We start from the raw sequence: 17841 nt of genomic DNA on the forward strand, positions 1-17841 counted from the left end.
AAGCCGTGTTAGTACGCGAAGACGTCCGGCCAGTCTCCAAGGTCCAACTTCACCCGTGATGGAATGAAGCGAAGGCATGCCTGGAACAGGTCTATCAGTCCGGCAGCCAGCAGGTCTTCTTCTAGATTAGCCAGCAACGGTATTAGGTGCTCAACGTCGGCAGCGGCGTATCTCACTTGCTCGGGAGTCAACTCTGCCGCTGTCCAATCACTAAGGCGCTGATCCTTGCTGATAGCGATTCCTAACCGGTCCATCAAAAGCGCCTGCAGCGAATGCCGCCTATTATCAACCTGCCGTATTGCTAGTTTAGACGCGATCTTCGTGCACGCGATATTCACCGGCACCACCCGCCAGTGGAACGCCATGAATCGCAAATCGAACATTGCGTGATGGAAAATCTTGCGTACACCCGCATGCTCAATCAGACGACACAGCCTTTCTGGACGACGATCGCCTATCTGAACAATGACATCGCCAACAGTGGGAGAATATAGTTGCACGGTGCCAATGGAGTCACGACGTGGATCCAGCCCTGACGTCTCGATGTCGCACGCCACGTCGCCTGATGAGCAGAAAGCATTGAATAGCGCATCGTCGATGTCGCCCCTGACAATGTTCGCGATCACGTTCATCAACCCGTGCCTTTCGTTATGGGAGTAACAGTGCCGGTGACCCCAGCCGCCGTCGCCGATCTACTCGCCTCACGAATGACGCGAAGCTCGTCGTACACGAATTGGAACAGTGAACCACCGGACTCGCAGACGAAGGTCGGAAGGACCGGACTCCGCCCCGTGTGCCTATACATGCTGAGTATCACTTTGTTGTCAAAGCGGTAGAAAGTGAATAGTCGGTCACCTCGCCAATAAAAGACCTCGACCGAAGCACCGTTAGGAACCTTCAACGCTTCGAAGTCCTGCTTAGTGGCCTCGATTCGCTGGCGAAGTTCCTCTGGCTTGAAGCCGAACCTTGCCGAAAGCGTCTGTATGGTCTGCGCGTCGTCAGGATCCGGTAGGTAAATCCTGATGCGTCCACTCGGCTTCTGCGCAACAACTCTAAGCCTCGTCAAGTTGATATTCCGCCAGGTCTGCGCATAGGCAACGAAGATGTCAAGTTTTTCAACACCTTTGAAGCACTCTTCCCAAACCGCCTCTTCGAAAAACTGCACTCCGACGCGCTTGATCCCCGAAGCCTCAAGCTCGGTGGCCAAGCGCGTGTCGTCGAGTACTTCTCGCGCAAATGCCCGCTTGCCAACCAGCTCCCACAACACGGACAGCAGCCCCGAAACGATCAACAGCCCCCCGAGCTGCTCCATCAGCGTTCTCAACGCCGAGTGTTCGCGCCAAAACCGGGTCTCCTCCCCACCCAGATACAGGCAGAAGATCCCGAGACCGATCACGATGGCAGCGGTGAGGACGAATTTGAGCGTGGTCACGGCACGGAACGGTGTGGGGGCTGGTTGCTTCGCCACTGCGGCCTCCGAAGGCATAACGACAGGCTACGAGGGGGGTATGACAAAACTACGGATTGTGGACCGCAGAGGCGCAGAAGTTCACTTTAGGTCCCGAAACGGGCAAGTTCGGATACCGTGTGTTATCGAAGCCACTGCGATCCGGTACTAGCTGACCACACAAGGTATCCAACTTCGACCTTCGGCGAGACGGCACGCTCACGCAAGCCACGGGCGGCCACCTCAGAAGCGGCGCTTCCTCGCCTGCCGTCCTGTGCCGCCATACCCAGGGGGCCTGTCGCATCCCTGTCGGCGAGACGTGCGCAGGAAGTGTTCTCCCTGGTCGAGGCCAGGCGTTCGGCGGACTGTAAATCCGTCGCGAAAGCTACAGAGGTTCGAATCCTCTACCCGCCACAGGCAAACAGAACGGCCCCGGTGCCAGCGGAAACGCTGACCGGGGTCGTTCTTGGTTTCTGCGCCTTGCCGTGGGGCGGCACGTCACTCCATAGAGACAAGGCACGGGTGCTGTGGGCACGGCTTGTCCGCTACCTGTCGGTGGGGTGGCTGCGCCGCTGGACGACGTCTCGCATCAGCATCCCGTTGATGGATGCCGCTGCGCCGAGGGGGTCCGGCTGAGGCTTCGGCAGGATTGCGCGCTTGGCCTTCTCCAATGGCAGTGCGGAAGTCCACAAGAGCGCTACGCCTGCGGTCATGGCGAGAAAGGCCACCGCGAACATCGGCGCCGCTACTGCTTCGGGGAAGCCCAGAAGGGCCAGTAGGAAGAGGAGGAGCCCAAGTAGCACGGACAGTGAGATCATTCGCAGGGCCCAGACCGCGCGACGGTACGCCGGGGTGGCGCGCAGACGGGCTCGATCCTCTTCTGTCACGAGAACAAGCTATCCACGGTGTTCAACGTGTCGCCCGGGCCGACGGGGCCGCCGCCGGCCTGCTTGATCATGTTCGGCTGAGCACCAGTGCTGTCTGCGTCCGCTAGAACGAGCGCTGGAGGACAGCCGCTTCAGCGGGCTGGCCCTGAGTGTCGCCTTCGGGCGGCCGAACGAGCACTCAGCGACAGCCAGGGTGGGCGGACAACGGACGCCGCCCGCATCCGCGAGCAGGTGGAGGGCAGGGATGCTGAGCCGCGCTGAGTTGTTTGCCGCCGAGGCATTTCTCCTTATGCCGGCGTACTCCTACGGGGTACGTGACACCAAAGAATCAACGGCAGCATATAACCGGCATATAGGCCAGAATTTCACTATGAGTACAGGAGTGGGGCGTTCCTGGCAGAGCTCGGCCGGCGACTCTGTCCCGCAGCGGCGCCGCAGGGTCGAAGCTGCGATCCTCTTGAACCTTGCCATCATCATCTCGGCGGCTGCGATTTCCGGGATTTCCGCTCTTGCCGACGGCATCCGCCCGGCCGTCAACTACGCGATGGGCATAGGCTGCGCCGCGGTGCTTCTGCGGACTCCGGCGGCTTTCCTGGAGTGGTACATGGTCAGCCGGGGAGCGGTCCGCGCCATGCTGATCACCCATCTCGTTTCGCTCTATTTTGCGGTCTCCGTTGCCTGGACGGCGGAGTCGTCGACCACGAATAGCTCCGGCTCCGATTCAGCGGTTCTGGAGGGCGGCATTTCGGTGGCGGTCGGCACCTACTTCTTGGCGTCCCTCATATGCCTCGGGCTGGCAGCTCCGGCAGTGCTGTGGCGCGGGCTTCGCCGGAAAGGGAATGGAAGGGCAGAGACCAGGCCGTTCACCGTGCGGTCGCTTCTCGAGTGGGGCTACTCGTTCCGGCTGAACGCCATCCTGGTGATCGCCACTTCGTTGATCATTGCGCCCAGTTACGCGGAGCAGGAGAACCGGTCCTTCGCCTACGGCGTCCTCGGCGGCTTATTGGTTGCGGTGATGCTGCGCCTGCCTGGTGCTCTCGCGGAGGGATACCTGTTGCGGTGTCGCTCGCGTCGCGCCGTTTACTGGGCTCATCTTGCCGCCGGACTCATCATGGCGCTGGTTGTCCTGGCGAATTTTGCCAGCCCGGCAAACACCGAGCAATCGACCTTGGCGGACAATGCTGTTGCGGTCGTCGGGATCTACCTGCTCTTGTCCTCGGTGATCACTGTCGGCGTGGCCATTTGCCATCGTGTCCTGGGAAATTTGCGGCCATCCGAAAAGCAGCACGGCGACGAAAGGCCGGCTACGGACGCGCCCGAAGCGGCACCAGCGCCCGAAGCGGCACCAGCGCCCAAAGCCGCGCCAGCGCCCAAAGCCGCGCTAGTGCCGGAAGCGGCACCAGCGCCGGAAGCGGCACCAGCGCCGGAAGCAGGGCCAGCGCCGGAAGCGGGGCCAGCGCCGGAACGCACCGATATGCGCAACCAGATTGCCGTCGCCCTCGGCATCGTTACCGGCCTCGCCAGTCTCGTGCAGGGGCTTGACGAGTCCGACCTGCTGCGAACCGCTGTCGTGGCCCTGGCGTTCGGCCTCCTGGGCCTCGCCGTGATCTTCCTGGCGACGCGCCGCCGGTAGGACTCGGCGGCGCGCCGGCACCAGAGGGCAGGTGAACGGCGCGGGTCAGCGCGCCGGGGCCAGGCGCTTCTCGATTTCGGCGTGCATGCCGGCGGGGAGTTCGTCGGCGTCCAGGAGGCGGGCCAGGCGGCCGGGGTTGTGCATGTAGATGTCGAAGGCCTCGGCGACCGTCAAGCCGTGGGACGGGCGGTCGGTCACCCGGATGCGGGCGCCGGGGTGGATGTCGCCGGGGGTCAGGATGCGCAGGTAGACGCCGGTGCGGTTGGCCTGGGTGAAGCGTTTGATCCAGCGGGGCTCGCCCATCCGGTGCTGGAAGGTGGAGCACGGGATGCGGCCGAAGGTGGGCTGCAGGATGACGGTTTCGCCGACCTGCCAGCGTTCGCCGATCACGGCGTTGAGCAGGTCCAGGCCCTCGGTGGTCAGGTTTTCGCCGAACAGGCCGGGTGGCAGGTCGCGGCCCAGCTCGGCGGCCCACCAGGCGTAGTCCTCGGTGGCGTACGCGTACACCGCCTGGTCGTCGCCGCCGTGGTGCTTGACGTCGCCGATGTAGTCGCCGACCACGCCGGAGTGCAGGCCGGTGGTTTTCGGGCCGGGCGGGCGCACGGTGACGGGATGGTCGACCGGCTGCTTGCCGATGCCGGTCTTACCGACCGGCTTGGCCGGGTTGTGCTCGGCTGCGCCAACGTTGAGGGACAGGACGATTCCGCTGATCATTACGGAAATTTCACCACCGCTCGGTCTTCGATCGGCCGGTAACCCAGCCGCTGGTAGAGGGCGTTGCTGGTCGGGTTCGCCAAGTCGGTGAAGAGCACGACGTGGGCGGCGCCGTCGTCGAGGGCCGCCTGGGTGGCGACGGTGGTCGCGGCGCCGCCGAAGCCACGCCTGCGGTGGGTGGCGGGCGTGTAGACGGATTGGATCCGGGCCATCGCGGCCTGTGTGCGGGTGCGGACCGCCATCGCGACGGGCGAGCCGTTTTCCTCCCAGAGGGTGACTCCGCCGAAGGACAGGCGGTCGTCGACGTGCTGCTCAGCAGCCGGCAGATCCTCACCGATGTCGGCGTGGAAGGCACGGAACCAGTCGATCAGCAGCGGGCGGTCGGCGGTTGAGGCGACCCGCGGGGAACCGGGCGGCATGGGGGCGGGCGGGATCAGCCGGTCCAGCTCGAAAAGTCGGGTGCGCATGCCGGGGACCGCCGTGGCGCCGGTCTGCGACTGCCAGCCGGCCACGAAGGTGTCGACGTCGGCGGCCAGCAGATTCGCCCCGGTCAGCGGGTGGCCGGCGAGCGCTTCGACCGCGGCGGGGACAGCGGCGGGCGGCACCGCGCTCAGCATCACCGGATACGGCGGGGTGCACAACAGCACTCCCCCGACCTCGCCGGCCGAGGTGCTCCACCATCCGAGGGTCGGGTCCTGCACCCCGTACGCATGCGGGCCATGCCGCCGCAACCCATCGAGGACCGTGAGAAACGTGGTGTGCCGGACCGGTTCCGATCGCAGGAAGTCGCCCGCGACGTCGGTGAACCGCTCCACCTCGGTGGTCAATTGCCAGGCCATCGCCTCATCCTCGCGGCCGGCGGCAATGGCCGCATTCGATTAAAGGCCCCAGGCCTTGGCGATCCGGGCCAGGCTGTCCTGGCGGGTCTGCGGGTCGTAGACCGCGCCGGCCAGGATCAGCTCGTCGGCGCGGGTGCGTTCGACCAGGGCGTCGAGGCCGGCGACGACCTCCTCGGCAGTTCCCGCGTACTGGGTGCCGGGCAGGCTTTCGAGCATCGCGCGGTCCAGGTCGGAGAGTTCGCTGCGGGCGGCGGTCTCCGGCGAGACCATCGGGCCGAGCCGGCCGGTCCGCAGGCTCAGCGCCATGATCCGGCTGGGGCCGGCCAGGTACTGCGCCTCCTCGGTGGTCTCCGCGGCGATCACCGAGGCGGAGACCATGGCCCAGGGCCGGGGGTAGCGCGGCGAGGGCTGGAAGCCGTCCCGGTAGAGCCGCAGCGCGCCGTCGACGTCGGAGCTCATCGCGAAGTGGTACGCGTAGCAGAACGGCAGGCCCAGGGCGGCCGCGAGCTGGGCCCCGTAGGTGGACGAGCCGAGGATCCAGATCTCCGGGTGGGTCTCCTGCACCGGGGTCGCCCGCAGGCGGGGCTGGTCCGGCATCCGGTCGTCGCCGAGCAGGCCCATCACGGTCTGCAGGTGGTCCGGGAACTGCTCGACCGTCAGGTACGGCGAGACGCCCCGCAACGCCGCCGCGGTCGCCTGGTCGGTGCCGGGCGCCCGGCCGATGCCGAGGTCGATCCGCTCCGGGTAGAGGGCTTCCAGCAGGGCGAACTGCTCGGCGACCACGAACGGCATGTGGTTCGGGAGCATCACGCCGCCGGAACCGACCCGGATCCGGCGGGTGTTCGCGGCGACGGCGCCGATCAGGACGGGCGGCGACGTCGACGCGACAGCCGGCATGTTGTGGTGCTCGGCGACCCAGAACCGCGAGTACCCCAGTTCGTCGGCGGTTCTCGCGATCTCGATCGTGCCGCGCAGCGCGTCGGCGCTGCCGTGGCCCTCGCGGACGGTGGCCAGGTCGAGGACGGAGAGCGGGACGCGGTTCGGAGCGGTCATGCGGAGAATCCGTTCTGGAGGCTGCATTCGGTACAAGTCCGGGTCGCCGCTACCGATGCCGCCTGACCGGTGTGGCAGCTGTCACACCGGGTCGGCGGCGAGGGCGAGGTCGAGGCGCTCGGCGGCGTGCCGGTCGGCCCGAGCCATCGATCCGTTCGGGATGGCGGCGACCGCGGCCGCGACCAGGAGCACCGCGGAGGCGAAGGCGAACGCCCACGGCACGCCGCCGGGCTGGTCCACGATCAGGCCGGCCACCGCGCCGCCGGCGGCGCTGCCGGAGACCGAGACGGTGACCATCCAGGTGTACGCCTCGTTCAGCATGCCCGCCGGGGCGATCCGGCCGACGAGGCTGTTCTCCACGGTCAACGCGGGTGCGATGGTGGCCCCGCCGAGAACCAGCGCCAGGCCGAGGTGCAGCGGGCTGGCCATGAACGCGGGCACCAGGAAGCTCACCGAGACCGCGGCGAGCAGCCAGGCGAACTGCCGGGTCAGGGCCATCGTGGGCCGCCGCGTGCCGAACCAGATACCGCCGATCGCGCTGCCCACACCCCAGACACCGAGCAGGATGCCGCCGAGCGCCTCGCCTTCGCCGTGCTGCGACGCATACGCCGGGACGATCACGCCGGCCGCGCCGAACGCGACGCCGAGGGCGGCGACGCACACCAGCAGGGCCGGGAAGCCGCTCACCCGCAGCGGGCCGAGCCCCTTGGCCGCGTGCTCGGCCGAGTGCCCACCGTGGCGGCGCATCACCGGGAGGCGGGCGATCCAGGCGGTGCCGGCCAGGGTGGCGACCGCCGCGCTGATCAGCGCCGAACCGGGGTTGCCGGTGATCACCAGGAACGCCGAGACGAGCATCGGGCCGAGCACGAAGACCAGCTCGAACAGGGAGGTCTCGGCGGCCAGCGCGGCCGGGCGCAGGTCGTGCCGCCCGCTGCTGACCGAGGTCATGTCGGTCCAGGCACGGCGGATCGCGGCGGTGAGCGGAGGGTACGTCGCGCCGGCCACCGCCGTGGCCACGAAGATCCACTCCAGTGCGTCCACTCCGCCCCGGCTGGCCAGCAGCAGGGCGCCGAGCGCCAGCGGGTGCAGCACGGCCGTGGCGAGCAGGATGGGCGCCGCACCGATCCGGTCGGCGAGACGGCCGGCGATCGGGCTCACCGCCGCGCCGGCGAGCGCGTAGACACCACCGGCGAGGCCGGCGGCCGCGTATCGGCCGGTGGTCTGCTCGACGAGCAGGAGCAGGGCGAGCGGGGTCATGCCGATGCCGAGGCGGGCCAGGATCCCGACCACGAGGAGGACCCGGCCGCCCGGCATCTGCCACACGCCAAGGTACTGACGCAATGCGGTCACGGGACCAACCTCCGGGGCGAGCGGTAACGAGTGAAACGAGTTTCGACACTAACGCCGGCGGTCGGTTAACACGACGGAAATAGGAGCCGGTGTCATGCGGCTCACCACATGACACCGGCGAGAAAGGGTCAGCCCAGGCGCGGGGCGGTCAGCGAGGCCTGCTGGTGCAGGCGGCGGATCCGCTCGCCCATCGGCGGGTGCGTCGAGAAGAGCGCGGAGAGCCCGCCGCCGCGGAACGGGTTGGCGATCATTAGGTGGGCGGTGCTGGTCAACTGCCCGTCGGCCGGCAACGGTGCGCGCTGCGTACCGTAATGGATCTTTTCGAGGGCGCTGGCCAGCGCCAGCGGGTCCCGGGTGAGAGTGGCGCCGGAGGCGTCCGCCTGGAACTCCCGGTTCCGGCTGATCGCCAGCTGGATGATCGAGGCGGCCAGCGGGCCGAGGATCAGCATCAGCAGGGCGGCGGCCGGGTTCGGGCTGTCCTCGTCGTCCGACCCGCCGAACGGCAGAAAGATCGCCAGCTGGGCGAAGAGCGTGACGATCCCGGCCAGCCCGGCGGCGACGCTGGAGATCAGGATGTCGCGGTTGTAGACGTGGGACAGCTCGTGGCCGATCACGCCGCGCAGCTCACGCAGGTTGAGGATGCGGGTGATGCCGACGGTCACCGCGACCGCGGCGTGCCGCGGGTTGCGCCCGGTGGCGAAGGCGTTGGGCTGCATCGACGGGGAGACGTAGAGCCGCGGCATCGGCTGCCCGGCGTCGGTCGCCAGCTCACGGACGATCTGGTAGAGCTCGGGGAACTCCGCCTCGCTGACCGGCCGGGCGCCCATCGACCGCAGCGCGAGCTTGTCGGAGAAGAAGTAACTGACGGCGTTCGTCGCCAGCGAGATGACCACGGCGAGGACCAGGCCGCCGCTGCCACCCAGCCAGTAACCCACGGCCAGGATGAGGCCGGTGAGCAGACCCAGCAGAGCGGCGGTCTTGATGCCGTTGTGATGGCTGTGCACATTCACTCCTTCGGCTTACGGGCTCGTGGCCCGCATCCCAAGGAACGTCGATCACCTGCGTGTTCATCCGGGAACGCGCTGTGAGTTCGCTGAACCCGGTCGATCTAGCTGAGGCCGCTGAACAGCAGCTGAGGGGCGAAACCGAGCAGCACAGCCACCGCCACGGCACCGATCAGCGCGAGCGCCACCGGCCTCGCCACCGACCGCGGCGCCGGACCGGCCGGCACCGGCACGACGTAGAACGCGGCGCCGACCCGGACGTAGTAGGCGAGGGCGATCACCGCGTTGAGCAGGACCACCCCGGCCAGCCAGGTCCAGTTCTCCCGCACCAGGGCCTCCACCACGGACAGCTTGGCGAAGAGCCCGGCCAGGCCGGGCGGGAGACCGGCCAGGCCGGCCAGGGCGAGCACCAGCGCGGCACCGAGCCAGGGATGGCGCCGGCCGGCACCGCGGTAGTCGGCGATCTCGCCACCGTCCGCGCCGGTCGGGCGCAGGGCGACCACCACGCCGAACGCGATGAGTTCCAGGACGACGAAGAAGGCGGCGTAGGCGAGAGCGGCCACGACACCGTCGGCGCCCAGAGCGAGCGCGGCCAGGATGTAACCGGCCTGGGCCACCGAGGACCAGGCGAGCAGGCGCACCATGCGGGACTGGCGCAGCGCCACCAGGTTGCCGACGGTCATGGTCAGCACGGCGAGGACGGCCACCACGGCCGCGGTGTCCAGACGGGACACCACGGCGGCCAGCGCGAGGACGCCACCGAGCTTCGAGGCGGTCGAGAGGTACGCGGCCACCGGTACGGGTGCGCCGTCGTACGTGGCCGGGGCCCAGGCGTGCAGGGGCACCGCGGCGACCTTGAACGCCAGCCCGATCACCAGCAGGGCCGCGCCCACACCGGCGAGCGGCTCGAAGGCAGCAGGCGCCGGGGCACCGAGCAGGTCCAGGTGCACCGCGCCGGTCGCCGCGTAGGTGAGCGCCGCGCCGAGCAGCGCGATCGCCGTGGAGACGACGCTGATCAGGAAGAACGTGACCGCGGCGGAGGCCGACTCGGTGCGGACCGGCTCACCGGGCGCGAACCGGCGCAGGCCGACCAGCACGTACAGCGGGAGGGTGAGCGTCTCCAGGCCGACGATCAGGGTGATCAGGTCGCCGGAGTAGCCGACCACCACGCCACCGGTCATCGAGCAGGCCAGCAGGAAACAGAACTCGCCGGCCGGGGCGATGCCGCGGCGCAGCGCGGGCGCCGAGAACGCGAGCACCCCGGCGGTGAGGCCGGCGAAGAGGACCGCCGCCACCGCCGCCGGCCAGGTCGGCACCCAGGAGCAGACGTTGTGCGGGGTGCAGAACGTCCCGGTCTCCGCGCCGACGCTGAGCGCGCCGGCCGCGGTGGCGAACGTGCCCAGCACGGTTACCGCGAGCACGGCGGCCCGCCGGGCGACGAACAGGTCGGTCAGCAGGGCGAGGACCGCGGTGCCGGCCGCCAGATAGAGCGGGAGCAGCGCGAAGTGGTCGATCAGCTGGCTGCTCACGGTGCGCCTACCAGGAGTCCGGTGATGGGTTCCGCGGTGTCCGCCAGCACCAGCAGCGGCATCACCCCGACGGCGAGGGTCAGCAGGACCAGCGGCGCCCAGGCGAACCACTCGGCGCCGGTGATGCCCGGGCGCAGCGCGCGTACCTCGGGGGTGGCCGGGCCGTGCGTGACCCGCCGGAGCAGGCGCAGGAAGTAGGCCGCGGTGAGCGCCCCGCCGACGGCCGCGGCGGCCGCCAGGGTCAGCCAGTACGCCCCGCCGGCCCGGACCGCGGCGACCACGGCGAACGCCTCACCCCAGAAGCCGGCCAGACCGGGCAGCCCGAGCGAGGCGATGGCGGCGAACCCGAGCAGGCCGGCCAGCCGCGGCGCGCTCTCCCGCAGGCCGCTCAGCTGGTTGAGCGAGCCGGTGCCGGCCCGGTCCTTGATCGTGCCGACCAGGAAGAACAGCAGGCCGGTGATCAGGCCGTGCGCGATGTTGCCGATCAGCGCCGCCTGGATGCCCATCTCGGTGAAGGTGGCGATGCCGAGCAGCACGAAACCCATGTGGCCGACGCTGGAGTAGGCGATCAGGCGTTTCAGCTCGACCTGGCGCAGGCAGATCAGCGAGCCGAAGAGGATCGCCAGGACGGCGAAGAGCCCGAGCACCGGGCCGGCCGCCTCCGCCGCGTCGGGCGCCACCCCGATCCCGACCCGGATCAGGCCGTAGGTGCCCATCTTCAGCAGCACGCCGGCCAGGATCACCGACCCGACCGTCGGCGCCTCGGTGTGCGCGTCGGGCAGCCAGGTGTGCAGTGGCCAGAGCGGGGCCTTCACCGCGAACGCCAGCAGCAGCAGGGTGAACGCGATCGCCTGCACGGTCCGGCCGAGCAGGTTGCCGGCGGTGAGCTCGACCAGGTCGCCGGTGCCCGCCTCGGCGACGACGGTGACCACGCCGAGCAGCAGCAGCACCGAGCCGGCCAGCGTGTAGAGGACGAACTTGCGGGCCGCGGCGCGCCGGTCGGGGCCGCCCCAGCCGGCGATCACCGCGTACATCGGCAGTAGGACGATCTCGAAGAAGACGAAGAAGAGGATCAGGTCCAGCGCGAGGAAGGTGCCGAGCACCCCGACCTCCAGGACCAGCAGCAGCGCGGCCAGGGCGCGGCCGGAACCGCCGTCCGGCACCTTCTTGATCGTGTACGCGCAGCAGAGCAGGGTGAGCAGCCCGGTCAGGACCACCAGCGGGTACGAGATCCCGTCCACACCCAGGTGGAAGGCGAGCCCGAGGGACGGCACCCAGTCGACGTGCAGGTCGAGCCAGGGTACGACGGCGGGCGCCTCGGGGCCGTAGTCGAACCAGCCGTACTCCGTCGGGCGGGTGAACGGGATGACCAGCGTCAGCAGGAAGGTCACGGCGGCGGCGACGGTCGCGACGACCCGGCCCGCGCGGTCGCGGCCGGCCGGCAGGAGAGCGACCACGCCCGCGCCCACGGCCGGCACCAGGAGCAGGGCGACCAGCAGCAGCGACCAGCCGTCGACGGAGGTATAGGTGTAGGTCACGCTGCGGCTCCCCACCACGCGACGAGGCCGAGCAGGAGCGCCCCGGCACAGACGGCGACCGCGGCGACCGGCAACGCGACCCGGTGCCCGGCGGCGAGCAGCCGCCCGAGATGGCTGGTGGTCGTCCCGGCGCCCATCACGGCGCCGTCGACGACCCGGACGTCCGCGGCGGTGACCAGCCGGGCCAGCGCGCGGACCGGGACCACCACGAGCCGGTGCTGCACGTCGTCGAGGCGGAACCCGGCGGCCAGCAGCGGCCGGGCCCGGCCGAGTGCCATCGCCGGATCGATGCCCGGAACCGCCCACCAGATCCACCACGCGCTGCCGGCGCCGAGGACGAGCAGCACCATCGGCAGCGCGACAGCCACGCCCAGGTGCGGGTCCTCGAGCTCCAGCGCGGTCCGGAAGCCGGGCGCGTAGGCGGCCAGCCCGAGCAGCGCCGACGGGATGCAGAGCACCAGCAGCGGCACGAGCATCGCGGCCGGCGGGTCGTGCGGCGCGGGCGGGCGCTGGAAGCGGGCGTCGTCGAAGCCGATCTCCCAGTCCGGTCCGTCCGGGCCGTGCGCGCGGGAGACCCCGAAGAACGTCCGCAGGAGCAGGCGCATCGCGTACCACGCGGTGATGCCGACGGCGAACAGGGCGGCCAGCCAGACCACCCAGCCGGCCCAGACCGGAACCGGCTCGCCGCCCTCGGTGGCGTGCGCGGCCGCGGTCAGCACGGTCTCCTTGGACCAGAACCCGGCCAGCGGCGGCAGCCCGGCGAGCGCGCCCAGGCCGATCACGAACGACCAGAAGGTGACCGGCATGTGCACGCGCAGGCCACCCATCCGGGACAGGTGGTTGGTGCCCACCGCGTGGATCACCGCGCCCGCGGCGAGGAACAGCAGCGCCTTGAACGCGGCATGGGTGAGCAGGTGGAACAGCGCCGCGGCCGGCGAGCCCACGGCCAGCGCGCCGGTCATGTAGCCGATCTGGGAGACCGTCGACCAGGCCAGCACCCGTTTCAGGTCGTCCTGGGCGGTCGCGGACAGGGCGCCGAGCAGGATGGTGACCGCGGCCATCACCCCGAGCACGGCGAGCGCGACCGGGGACTGCTCGAAGAGCGGGTAGGTGCGGAACACCACGTAGACGCCGGCCGCGACCATGGTCGCCGCGTGGATCAGCGCCGAGATCGGGGTGGGACCGGCCATCGCGTCCGGCAGCCAGGTGTGCAGCGGGAACTGCGCGCTCTTGCCGGCCACCCCGGCCAGGAGCAGCAGCAGCGCGGCGGTCAGCGTGCCGGCCGGGTAGTCGTGCAGCAGCACGGTCTCGAGGCTGGGCGAACCGGCCTCGACGATCAGCAGCGCGATGCCGAGCAGGAAGCCGACGTCACCCACCCGGGTGACCAGGAAGGCCTTCACCGCGGCGGCGGGCGCCTCCGGCAGCCGCCGGTCGTGGCCGATCAACAGGTACGAGCAGGCGCCCATCACCTCCCAGCCGACCAGCATCACGATCAGATCGTTCGCGGTCACCACCAGCAGCATCGCGCCGGTGAAGAGGCTGACCTGGGCGGCGTAGGACGCGTAGCGCGGGTCGTCGTGCAGGTAGGTGATCGAGTAGATCTGCACCAGCAGCGCGACGACGCTCACCGCGAGCGCCACATAGACCACGGCCGGGCCGATCGCGACGCCGAAGCTCACCGTGAGGTCGCCGAAGGTGACCAGGTCGACACCGGTCTGGAACGGCTCGGTGCCGGCGAAGAGCAGGCGCAGCGAGAACAGCAGCGCCAGTGCGGCACCGCCGACGCCGATGCCGGCGGCAAGCCGCCGGCGGGCGCCGTTTCCGTCACCGGGCGGCAGCAGGAGACCGAGCAGACCCGCCAGCAGAGGTACGAGCGGAAGCAGCGGCCCGAGAACGTCGACGCTCACCCGGCCACCCGCTCCTCGTCGACGTCCAGCCGCACCTCGTCGACCACGACGGCCCGGCGCATCCGGTAGTACTGCAGGATGATCGCCAGCCCGACGCCCACCTCGGCGGCGGCCAGCACGATCACGAACAGCGTGAAGACACCACCGGTGCCGGGCAGCAGCGCCCGGACCGAGACGTCGGCGGTGACCAGGATCAGGTTGACCGCGTTGAGCATCAGCTCGACCGCCATCAGCACCAGGATCGCGTTGCGCCGGCGCAGCACGCCGTAGACGCCCAGGGCGAACAGCAGCGCGCCCACCACGTACGGAATGACGACGTGCATCAGGCGCCCTCCGCCTTCCGTGCGCCGATGTCGGGGCGGGACAGGACGATCGCACCCACCAGCGCGGAGAGCAGCAGGATGGAGAGCACCTCGAAGGGCAGCACCCAGGCGCCGAAGATCTGCTCGCCGAGCCGTTCGGCGGTGCCCGGCTCGGGGCTCGGGTAGCGCACCCAGCGGAAGGCGTCGACGAAGAGGGCGGTCAGGCCGACCCCGACGCCGGCGCCGATCACGGCCGCCGGGAGGGCCGGGCGGTCCAGATCGGCGGAGGGGCCGATCGGGGCGCGGGTCAGCATCACCGCGAAGAGCAGCAGCACCACCACCGCGCCGACATAGACCAGCACCTGCACCCACGCCACCAGCTCGGCGCCGAGCACCAGGTAGAGGCCGGCGATCGCGCCCAGGCTGACCACCAGGTAGAGGCCGGAGCGGACCAGGTGCGTGCTGGTGACGACCAGTGCCCCGGAGCCGACCGCCACCGCGCCGAGGGCGAGCAGCAGCACGTCCGCGACGGTCACTGCTCCGGCTCCGTGGGGGCGGGCTTCTCCGGCTCGGTGGGGGCGGGCTTCTCCGGCTCCGTGGGGGCGGGCTTCGGTCGTACGGCTGCGGGTCTTGCGGTTTTCGCGGCTGTGGCCGCGCCCGGGCCGGCGGCCTTGCGTGCCGCCGTGGCCTCCTCCTTGGCGGGCTCGCCGAGCACGTCGTGCGCCGGCGGCGGAGGCACCGTGCGCATCCAGTCGCCCAGCCGGTCCTTGTCGTGCAGCAGCGAGAGGACGTCGGTCTCCGCGTATTCGAACTCGGGCGTCCAGTGCAGCGCGTCGAAGGGACAGACCTCGATGCAGATCCCGCAGTACATGCAGAGGGAGAAGTCGATGTCGAACCGGTCCAGCACGTTGCGCTGCCGGGGGCGCGCGGCGCCCGGGACGACGACCTCCTCCTTGTGCGAGTCGATGTAGATGCACCAGTCGGGGCACTCACGGGCGCACAGCATGCAGACCGTGCAGTTCTCCTCGAGCAGCGCGATCACGCCGCGGGAGCGCGGTGGGAGGTCGGGCTCGACATCCGGGTACTGCTGGGTGGTGGAGCGCCGGGTCATCGTCTTGAAGGTGACCGCGAGCCCGTCGAGCAGGCCCTTGCCGGGCGCGATGCGGTCGCCGTTCTCACTCACAAGCGCATATCCTGCCCGGTCGGGCCGCGCTGCGCGACCTCGCCCCGCCGCCTGCTCTAGAGCGCGGCCTTCACGGCGGTGGTGAGGACCAGCTGGGCGAGGGCCACCGGGACCAGGATCAGCCAGCAGAGGCGCTGGAGCTGGTCCTCGCGCAGCCGCGGGTAGCTCACCCGGAACCAGATGATCACGAAGGACAGGGCGAAGATCTTCAGCAGGGTCCAGAGCCAGCCCAGCTGCTCCTCGAACGGGCCGTGCCAGCCGCCGAGGAACAGCACCGTGGTCAGGGCGGCGATCACCACGATGCCGACATACTCGGCGAGCAGGAAGAAGGCGAAACGCAGGCCCGTGTACTCCGTCATGTAGCCGAAGACCAGCTCGGAGTCGGCGATCGGCATGTCGAACGGCGGGCGGCGGATCTCGGCGAGGCCGGCGATGAAGAAGACGATCGCGGCCGGCGCCTGCCAGATCAGCCACCAGGGCTGCCAGGCCTCGACGATGCCGGGCAGGCTGAGTGTGCCGGCGGCCATCGCGACGCTGGCCGCGGCCAGCACCAGCGGCAGCTCGTAACCGAGCAGCTGGGCGGCGCCGCGGACGCCGCCGAGCAGGCTGTACTTGTTGGCCGAGGCCCAGGCGGACATCAGCACGGCCACCACGCCGATCCCCAGCACGGCCAGGACCAGGAACAACCCGATGTCCAAGGGCTGAGCGACCAGGTTCGGCCCGAGCGGGATCGTCAAGATCACCACGAGGTACGGGAAGAGCGCCACGATCGGGGCCAGCCGGAACACCGTCCGGTCGGCTTCGCGCGGGGTGATGTCCTCCTTCTGGACGAACTTCACCCCGTCGGCGATCAGCTGCGCCCAGCCGTGGAAGGCGCCCGCGTACATCGGGCCGACCCGGCCCTGCATGTGCGCCATCACCTTGTGCTCGGCCTGGCCGATGACCAGCGGGAGCACCAGGAAACCGACCATGACGGCGGCGACCCGGATCAGCAGATCCAGCCAGAGCGGCATCAGGCGGTCTCCCCGTCGGTCTTGGGCGGCTCGGCTTTGGGGTCGCCCGGCGTGCCGGGAGTGGCACGCGCGGGGCGGGCCGGCCGCTCGCCAGCCGGGCGCGCCGGGCGTTCCCGGCGGGCGGGGGTCTCCGGCGGGGGCACCTTGCCCTTGAGCGGACCCCACTCGTTCGGGTCGGGCACGCCGGGCGGGCGCATCGGGGCGCGCTTGGCGGTGCCGGCCTCCGACTCGCCGGGCTCCTTCGCGCCGGGCCACGGCTTGGCCACCCGGGAGGCGAGCACGAACTCCTTGCGCAGTGGATGGCCCTCGAACTCCGGCGGCAGCAGCAGCGGGCGCAGGTCGGGGTGGCGCGAGAAGGTGATGCCGAACATCTCGTGCGTCTCCCGCTCGTGCCAGGCGGCACCCGGATAGAGGTCCACCAGGGACTCCACGAGCGGGTCCGTGCGCGGCACCCGGGTGCGCAGCAGCAGACCGTGCCGCCGGCGGGTGGACCAGAGGTGTGCGACCACCGCGAACCCGCCGTCGAGTTCGTCCACGGCGGAGAGCCAGTCGAAGAAGTCGCAGCCCAGCGCACCGGCGTCGCGGGCCGCCTCGGCCGCGAACCACCAGCGGCCCACCGGCACGTCGACCACGGCCCGGGCGTGGCCCGGGCCGCCACCGGAGACCTCAGCGGTGACGGCGCCCGTGTCGGGGTCTTCCGTCGCCAGCAGGGCGACCAGCCGGTCACCGACCTCTTCGGGCGTCATGGTGGTCATCCTAGGGTCCGTTGCTCGTACGCAACGTTCCGCCGGGCACGGACGTGTAGTCCCCGTGACCGCCATCGCCGATCCGGAGAAACCCATCATCGCCCGTGACGATCCGCCGCCCTCCTTCGACGAGGTGTACGCCGCCCACTACACGGACCTGGCCGTGCAGCTCTACGCGTACTTCGGGGACCGGCAGGAGGCGCAGGACGTCGCGCAGGAGGCGTTCTGCCGGGCGCTGGCCCGGTGGAACAGCATCGCCGGTTACGACGACCCGCTCGCCTGGATCCGCCGGGTCGCCTGGAACCTGGCCGTCAGCCGGTGGCGCCGGGCCCGTACCGCGCTGAACTTCCTGCGCCGGCAGCGGCCGGCCGAGCCGCACACCGACGGGCCCGGCCCGGAGCGGGTGGCACTGCTCAAGGCGCTCGGCACGCTGCCGGCCGCGCAGCGCCGCGCCATCGTGCTGCATTACCTGGCCGACCTGCCGGTGGCCCAGATCGCCGAACGGGAACGGGTCGCCGAGGGCACGGTCCGGTCCTGGTTGTCGCGTGGGCGTACCGCCCTGGCCGCGGAGTTGGGAGGCTCGCTGTGACCGACAAGCTGGAGGAACTGCTCGCGGACCTGCGCGAGTCCGCCGCTCACGAGATCCGGGTGCCGGGCGCCGCGGCGGCCCGGCGCACCGTGCGCCGCCGCCGGCGC

At 70.2% G+C, this 17841-nt stretch carries 18 protein-coding genes and 1 tRNA gene; 3 read left to right on the forward strand and 16 right to left on the reverse strand.

The features are described 5' to 3' along the window. Positions 1 to 8 precede the first annotated feature (8 nt). The gene (locus AB0F81_RS11675) at positions 9 to 632 is read right to left on the reverse strand and encodes a hypothetical protein (protein WP_360194794.1); all 624 of its coding nucleotides are present in this window, start codon (positions 630 to 632) and stop codon (positions 9 to 11) included. Continuing rightward, on the reverse strand, positions 632 to 1432 hold the full coding sequence (locus tag AB0F81_RS11680) for a hypothetical protein (protein ID WP_360194797.1): 801 nt from the start codon (positions 1430 to 1432) through the stop codon (positions 632 to 634). Before AB0F81_RS11680 ends, AB0F81_RS11675 begins: the two co-directional genes overlap by 1 nt. 326 nt (positions 1433 to 1758) lie before the next feature. Here AB0F81_RS11680 and AB0F81_RS11685 point away from each other — a divergent pair. Then, positions 1759 to 1861 (forward strand) — tRNA-Tyr (locus AB0F81_RS11685). A 131-nt stretch (positions 1862 to 1992) separates the two neighbouring features. On the opposite strand, the gene AB0F81_RS11690 is transcribed toward AB0F81_RS11685, so the two are convergent. Further along, positions 1993 to 2334 (reverse strand): hypothetical protein, encoded by a 342-nt coding sequence (locus AB0F81_RS11690; protein ID WP_360194800.1) that lies wholly within the window; start codon positions 2332 to 2334, stop codon positions 1993 to 1995. 457 nt (positions 2335 to 2791) lie between these two features. Here AB0F81_RS11690 and AB0F81_RS11695 point away from each other — a divergent pair, with 457 nt between their 5' ends. Next, complete coding sequence (locus tag AB0F81_RS11695) at positions 2792 to 3967, forward strand: hypothetical protein (protein WP_360194803.1); 1176 nt, start codon at positions 2792 to 2794, stop codon at positions 3965 to 3967. Between the two features lie 45 nt (positions 3968 to 4012). On the opposite strand, the gene AB0F81_RS11700 is transcribed toward AB0F81_RS11695, so the two are convergent. From AB0F81_RS11700 to AB0F81_RS11760, 13 genes are all read right to left on the reverse strand, one after another. Next, complete coding sequence (locus AB0F81_RS11700; RefSeq protein ID WP_360194806.1) at positions 4013 to 4681, reverse strand: MOSC domain-containing protein; 669 nt, start codon at positions 4679 to 4681, stop codon at positions 4013 to 4015. Continuing rightward, complete coding sequence (locus AB0F81_RS11705) at positions 4681 to 5520, reverse strand: GNAT family N-acetyltransferase (RefSeq protein ID WP_360194813.1); 840 nt, start codon at positions 5518 to 5520, stop codon at positions 4681 to 4683. Before AB0F81_RS11705 ends, AB0F81_RS11700 begins: the two co-directional genes overlap by 1 nt. Positions 5521 to 5559: 39 nt before the next feature. After that, positions 5560 to 6573, reverse strand: a complete 1014-nt coding sequence (locus tag AB0F81_RS11710; protein ID WP_360194816.1) for an LLM class flavin-dependent oxidoreductase — start codon at positions 6571 to 6573, stop codon at positions 5560 to 5562. Between the two features lie 81 nt (positions 6574 to 6654). Beyond that, positions 6655 to 7923 (reverse strand): MFS transporter, encoded by a 1269-nt coding sequence (locus tag AB0F81_RS11715; protein WP_360194819.1) that lies wholly within the window; start codon positions 7921 to 7923, stop codon positions 6655 to 6657. A 128-nt stretch (positions 7924 to 8051) separates the two neighbouring features. Further along, positions 8052 to 8927 carry a zinc metalloprotease HtpX gene (gene htpX, locus AB0F81_RS11720; RefSeq protein WP_360194822.1) on the reverse strand — a complete coding sequence of 292 codons (876 nt, stop codon included), beginning with the start codon at positions 8925 to 8927 and terminating at the stop codon, positions 8052 to 8054. Between the two features lie 104 nt (positions 8928 to 9031). Continuing rightward, positions 9032 to 10456, reverse strand: a complete 1425-nt coding sequence (locus AB0F81_RS11725) for a proton-conducting transporter membrane subunit (RefSeq protein WP_360194825.1) — start codon at positions 10454 to 10456, stop codon at positions 9032 to 9034. After that, complete coding sequence (locus AB0F81_RS11730; protein WP_360194828.1) at positions 10453 to 11994, reverse strand: NADH-quinone oxidoreductase subunit M; 1542 nt, start codon at positions 11992 to 11994, stop codon at positions 10453 to 10455. Before AB0F81_RS11730 ends, AB0F81_RS11725 begins: the two co-directional genes overlap by 4 nt. Further along, complete coding sequence (locus AB0F81_RS11735; protein WP_360194831.1) at positions 11991 to 13901, reverse strand: NADH-quinone oxidoreductase subunit L; 1911 nt, start codon at positions 13899 to 13901, stop codon at positions 11991 to 11993. Before AB0F81_RS11735 ends, AB0F81_RS11730 begins: the two co-directional genes overlap by 4 nt. Further along, positions 13898 to 14224, reverse strand: a complete 327-nt coding sequence (gene nuoK / locus AB0F81_RS11740) for an NADH-quinone oxidoreductase subunit NuoK (protein ID WP_360194834.1) — start codon at positions 14222 to 14224, stop codon at positions 13898 to 13900. The genes AB0F81_RS11735 and nuoK overlap by 4 nt, the downstream gene beginning before the upstream one ends. Next, the gene (locus AB0F81_RS11745) at positions 14224 to 14739 is read right to left on the reverse strand and encodes an NADH-quinone oxidoreductase subunit J (protein WP_360194837.1); all 516 of its coding nucleotides are present in this window, start codon (positions 14737 to 14739) and stop codon (positions 14224 to 14226) included. The genes nuoK and AB0F81_RS11745 overlap by 1 nt, the downstream gene beginning before the upstream one ends. Beyond that, positions 14736 to 15386 (reverse strand): 4Fe-4S binding protein, encoded by a 651-nt coding sequence (locus tag AB0F81_RS11750; RefSeq protein ID WP_360194840.1) that lies wholly within the window; start codon positions 15384 to 15386, stop codon positions 14736 to 14738. Before AB0F81_RS11750 ends, AB0F81_RS11745 begins: the two co-directional genes overlap by 4 nt. 56 nt (positions 15387 to 15442) lie before the next feature. After that, positions 15443 to 16399 (reverse strand): NADH-quinone oxidoreductase subunit NuoH, encoded by a 957-nt coding sequence (gene nuoH / locus AB0F81_RS11755; protein WP_360194843.1) that lies wholly within the window; start codon positions 16397 to 16399, stop codon positions 15443 to 15445. Next, entirely contained in the window at positions 16399 to 17145 is a 747-nt protein-coding gene (locus AB0F81_RS11760; RefSeq protein WP_360194845.1) for an NADH-quinone oxidoreductase subunit C, read from the reverse strand. The genes nuoH and AB0F81_RS11760 overlap by 1 nt, the downstream gene beginning before the upstream one ends. Before the next feature lie 64 nt (positions 17146 to 17209). Between AB0F81_RS11760 and AB0F81_RS11765 the strand changes: the two genes are divergently transcribed. Next, positions 17210 to 17734 carry a SigE family RNA polymerase sigma factor gene (locus AB0F81_RS11765; protein ID WP_360194848.1) on the forward strand — a complete coding sequence of 175 codons (525 nt, stop codon included), beginning with the start codon at positions 17210 to 17212 and terminating at the stop codon, positions 17732 to 17734. Positions 17735 to 17841: the final 107 nt, after the last annotated feature.

It is taken from the genome of Actinoplanes sp. NPDC024001 (assembly GCF_040638955.1).
Classification (GTDB): Bacteria; Actinomycetota; Actinomycetes; order Mycobacteriales; family Micromonosporaceae; genus Actinoplanes.

What these genes read in the sequence shown, in the direction of transcription:
- AB0F81_RS11675 (WP_360194794.1), bottom strand. Translation starts at nt 632, where the DNA reads ATGAACGTGATCGCGAACATTGTCAGGGGCGACATCGACGATGCGCTA.
- AB0F81_RS11700 (WP_360194806.1), bottom strand. Translation starts at nt 4,681, where the DNA reads ATGATCAGCGGAATCGTCCTGTCCCTCAACGTTGGCGCAGCCGAGCAC.
- AB0F81_RS11705 (WP_360194813.1), bottom strand. Translation starts at nt 5,520, where the DNA reads ATGGCCTGGCAATTGACCACCGAGGTGGAGCGGTTCACCGACGTCGCG.
- AB0F81_RS11710 (WP_360194816.1), bottom strand. Translation starts at nt 6,573, where the DNA reads ATGACCGCTCCGAACCGCGTCCCGCTCTCCGTCCTCGACCTGGCCACC.
- nuoK (WP_360194834.1), bottom strand. Translation starts at nt 14,224, where the DNA reads ATGCACGTCGTCATTCCGTACGTGGTGGGCGCGCTGCTGTTCGCCCTG.
- nuoH (WP_360194843.1), bottom strand. Translation starts at nt 16,399, where the DNA reads ATGCCGCTCTGGCTGGATCTGCTGATCCGGGTCGCCGCCGTCATGGTC.
- AB0F81_RS11760 (WP_360194845.1), bottom strand. Translation starts at nt 17,145, where the DNA reads ATGACGCCCGAAGAGGTCGGTGACCGGCTGGTCGCCCTGCTGGCGACG.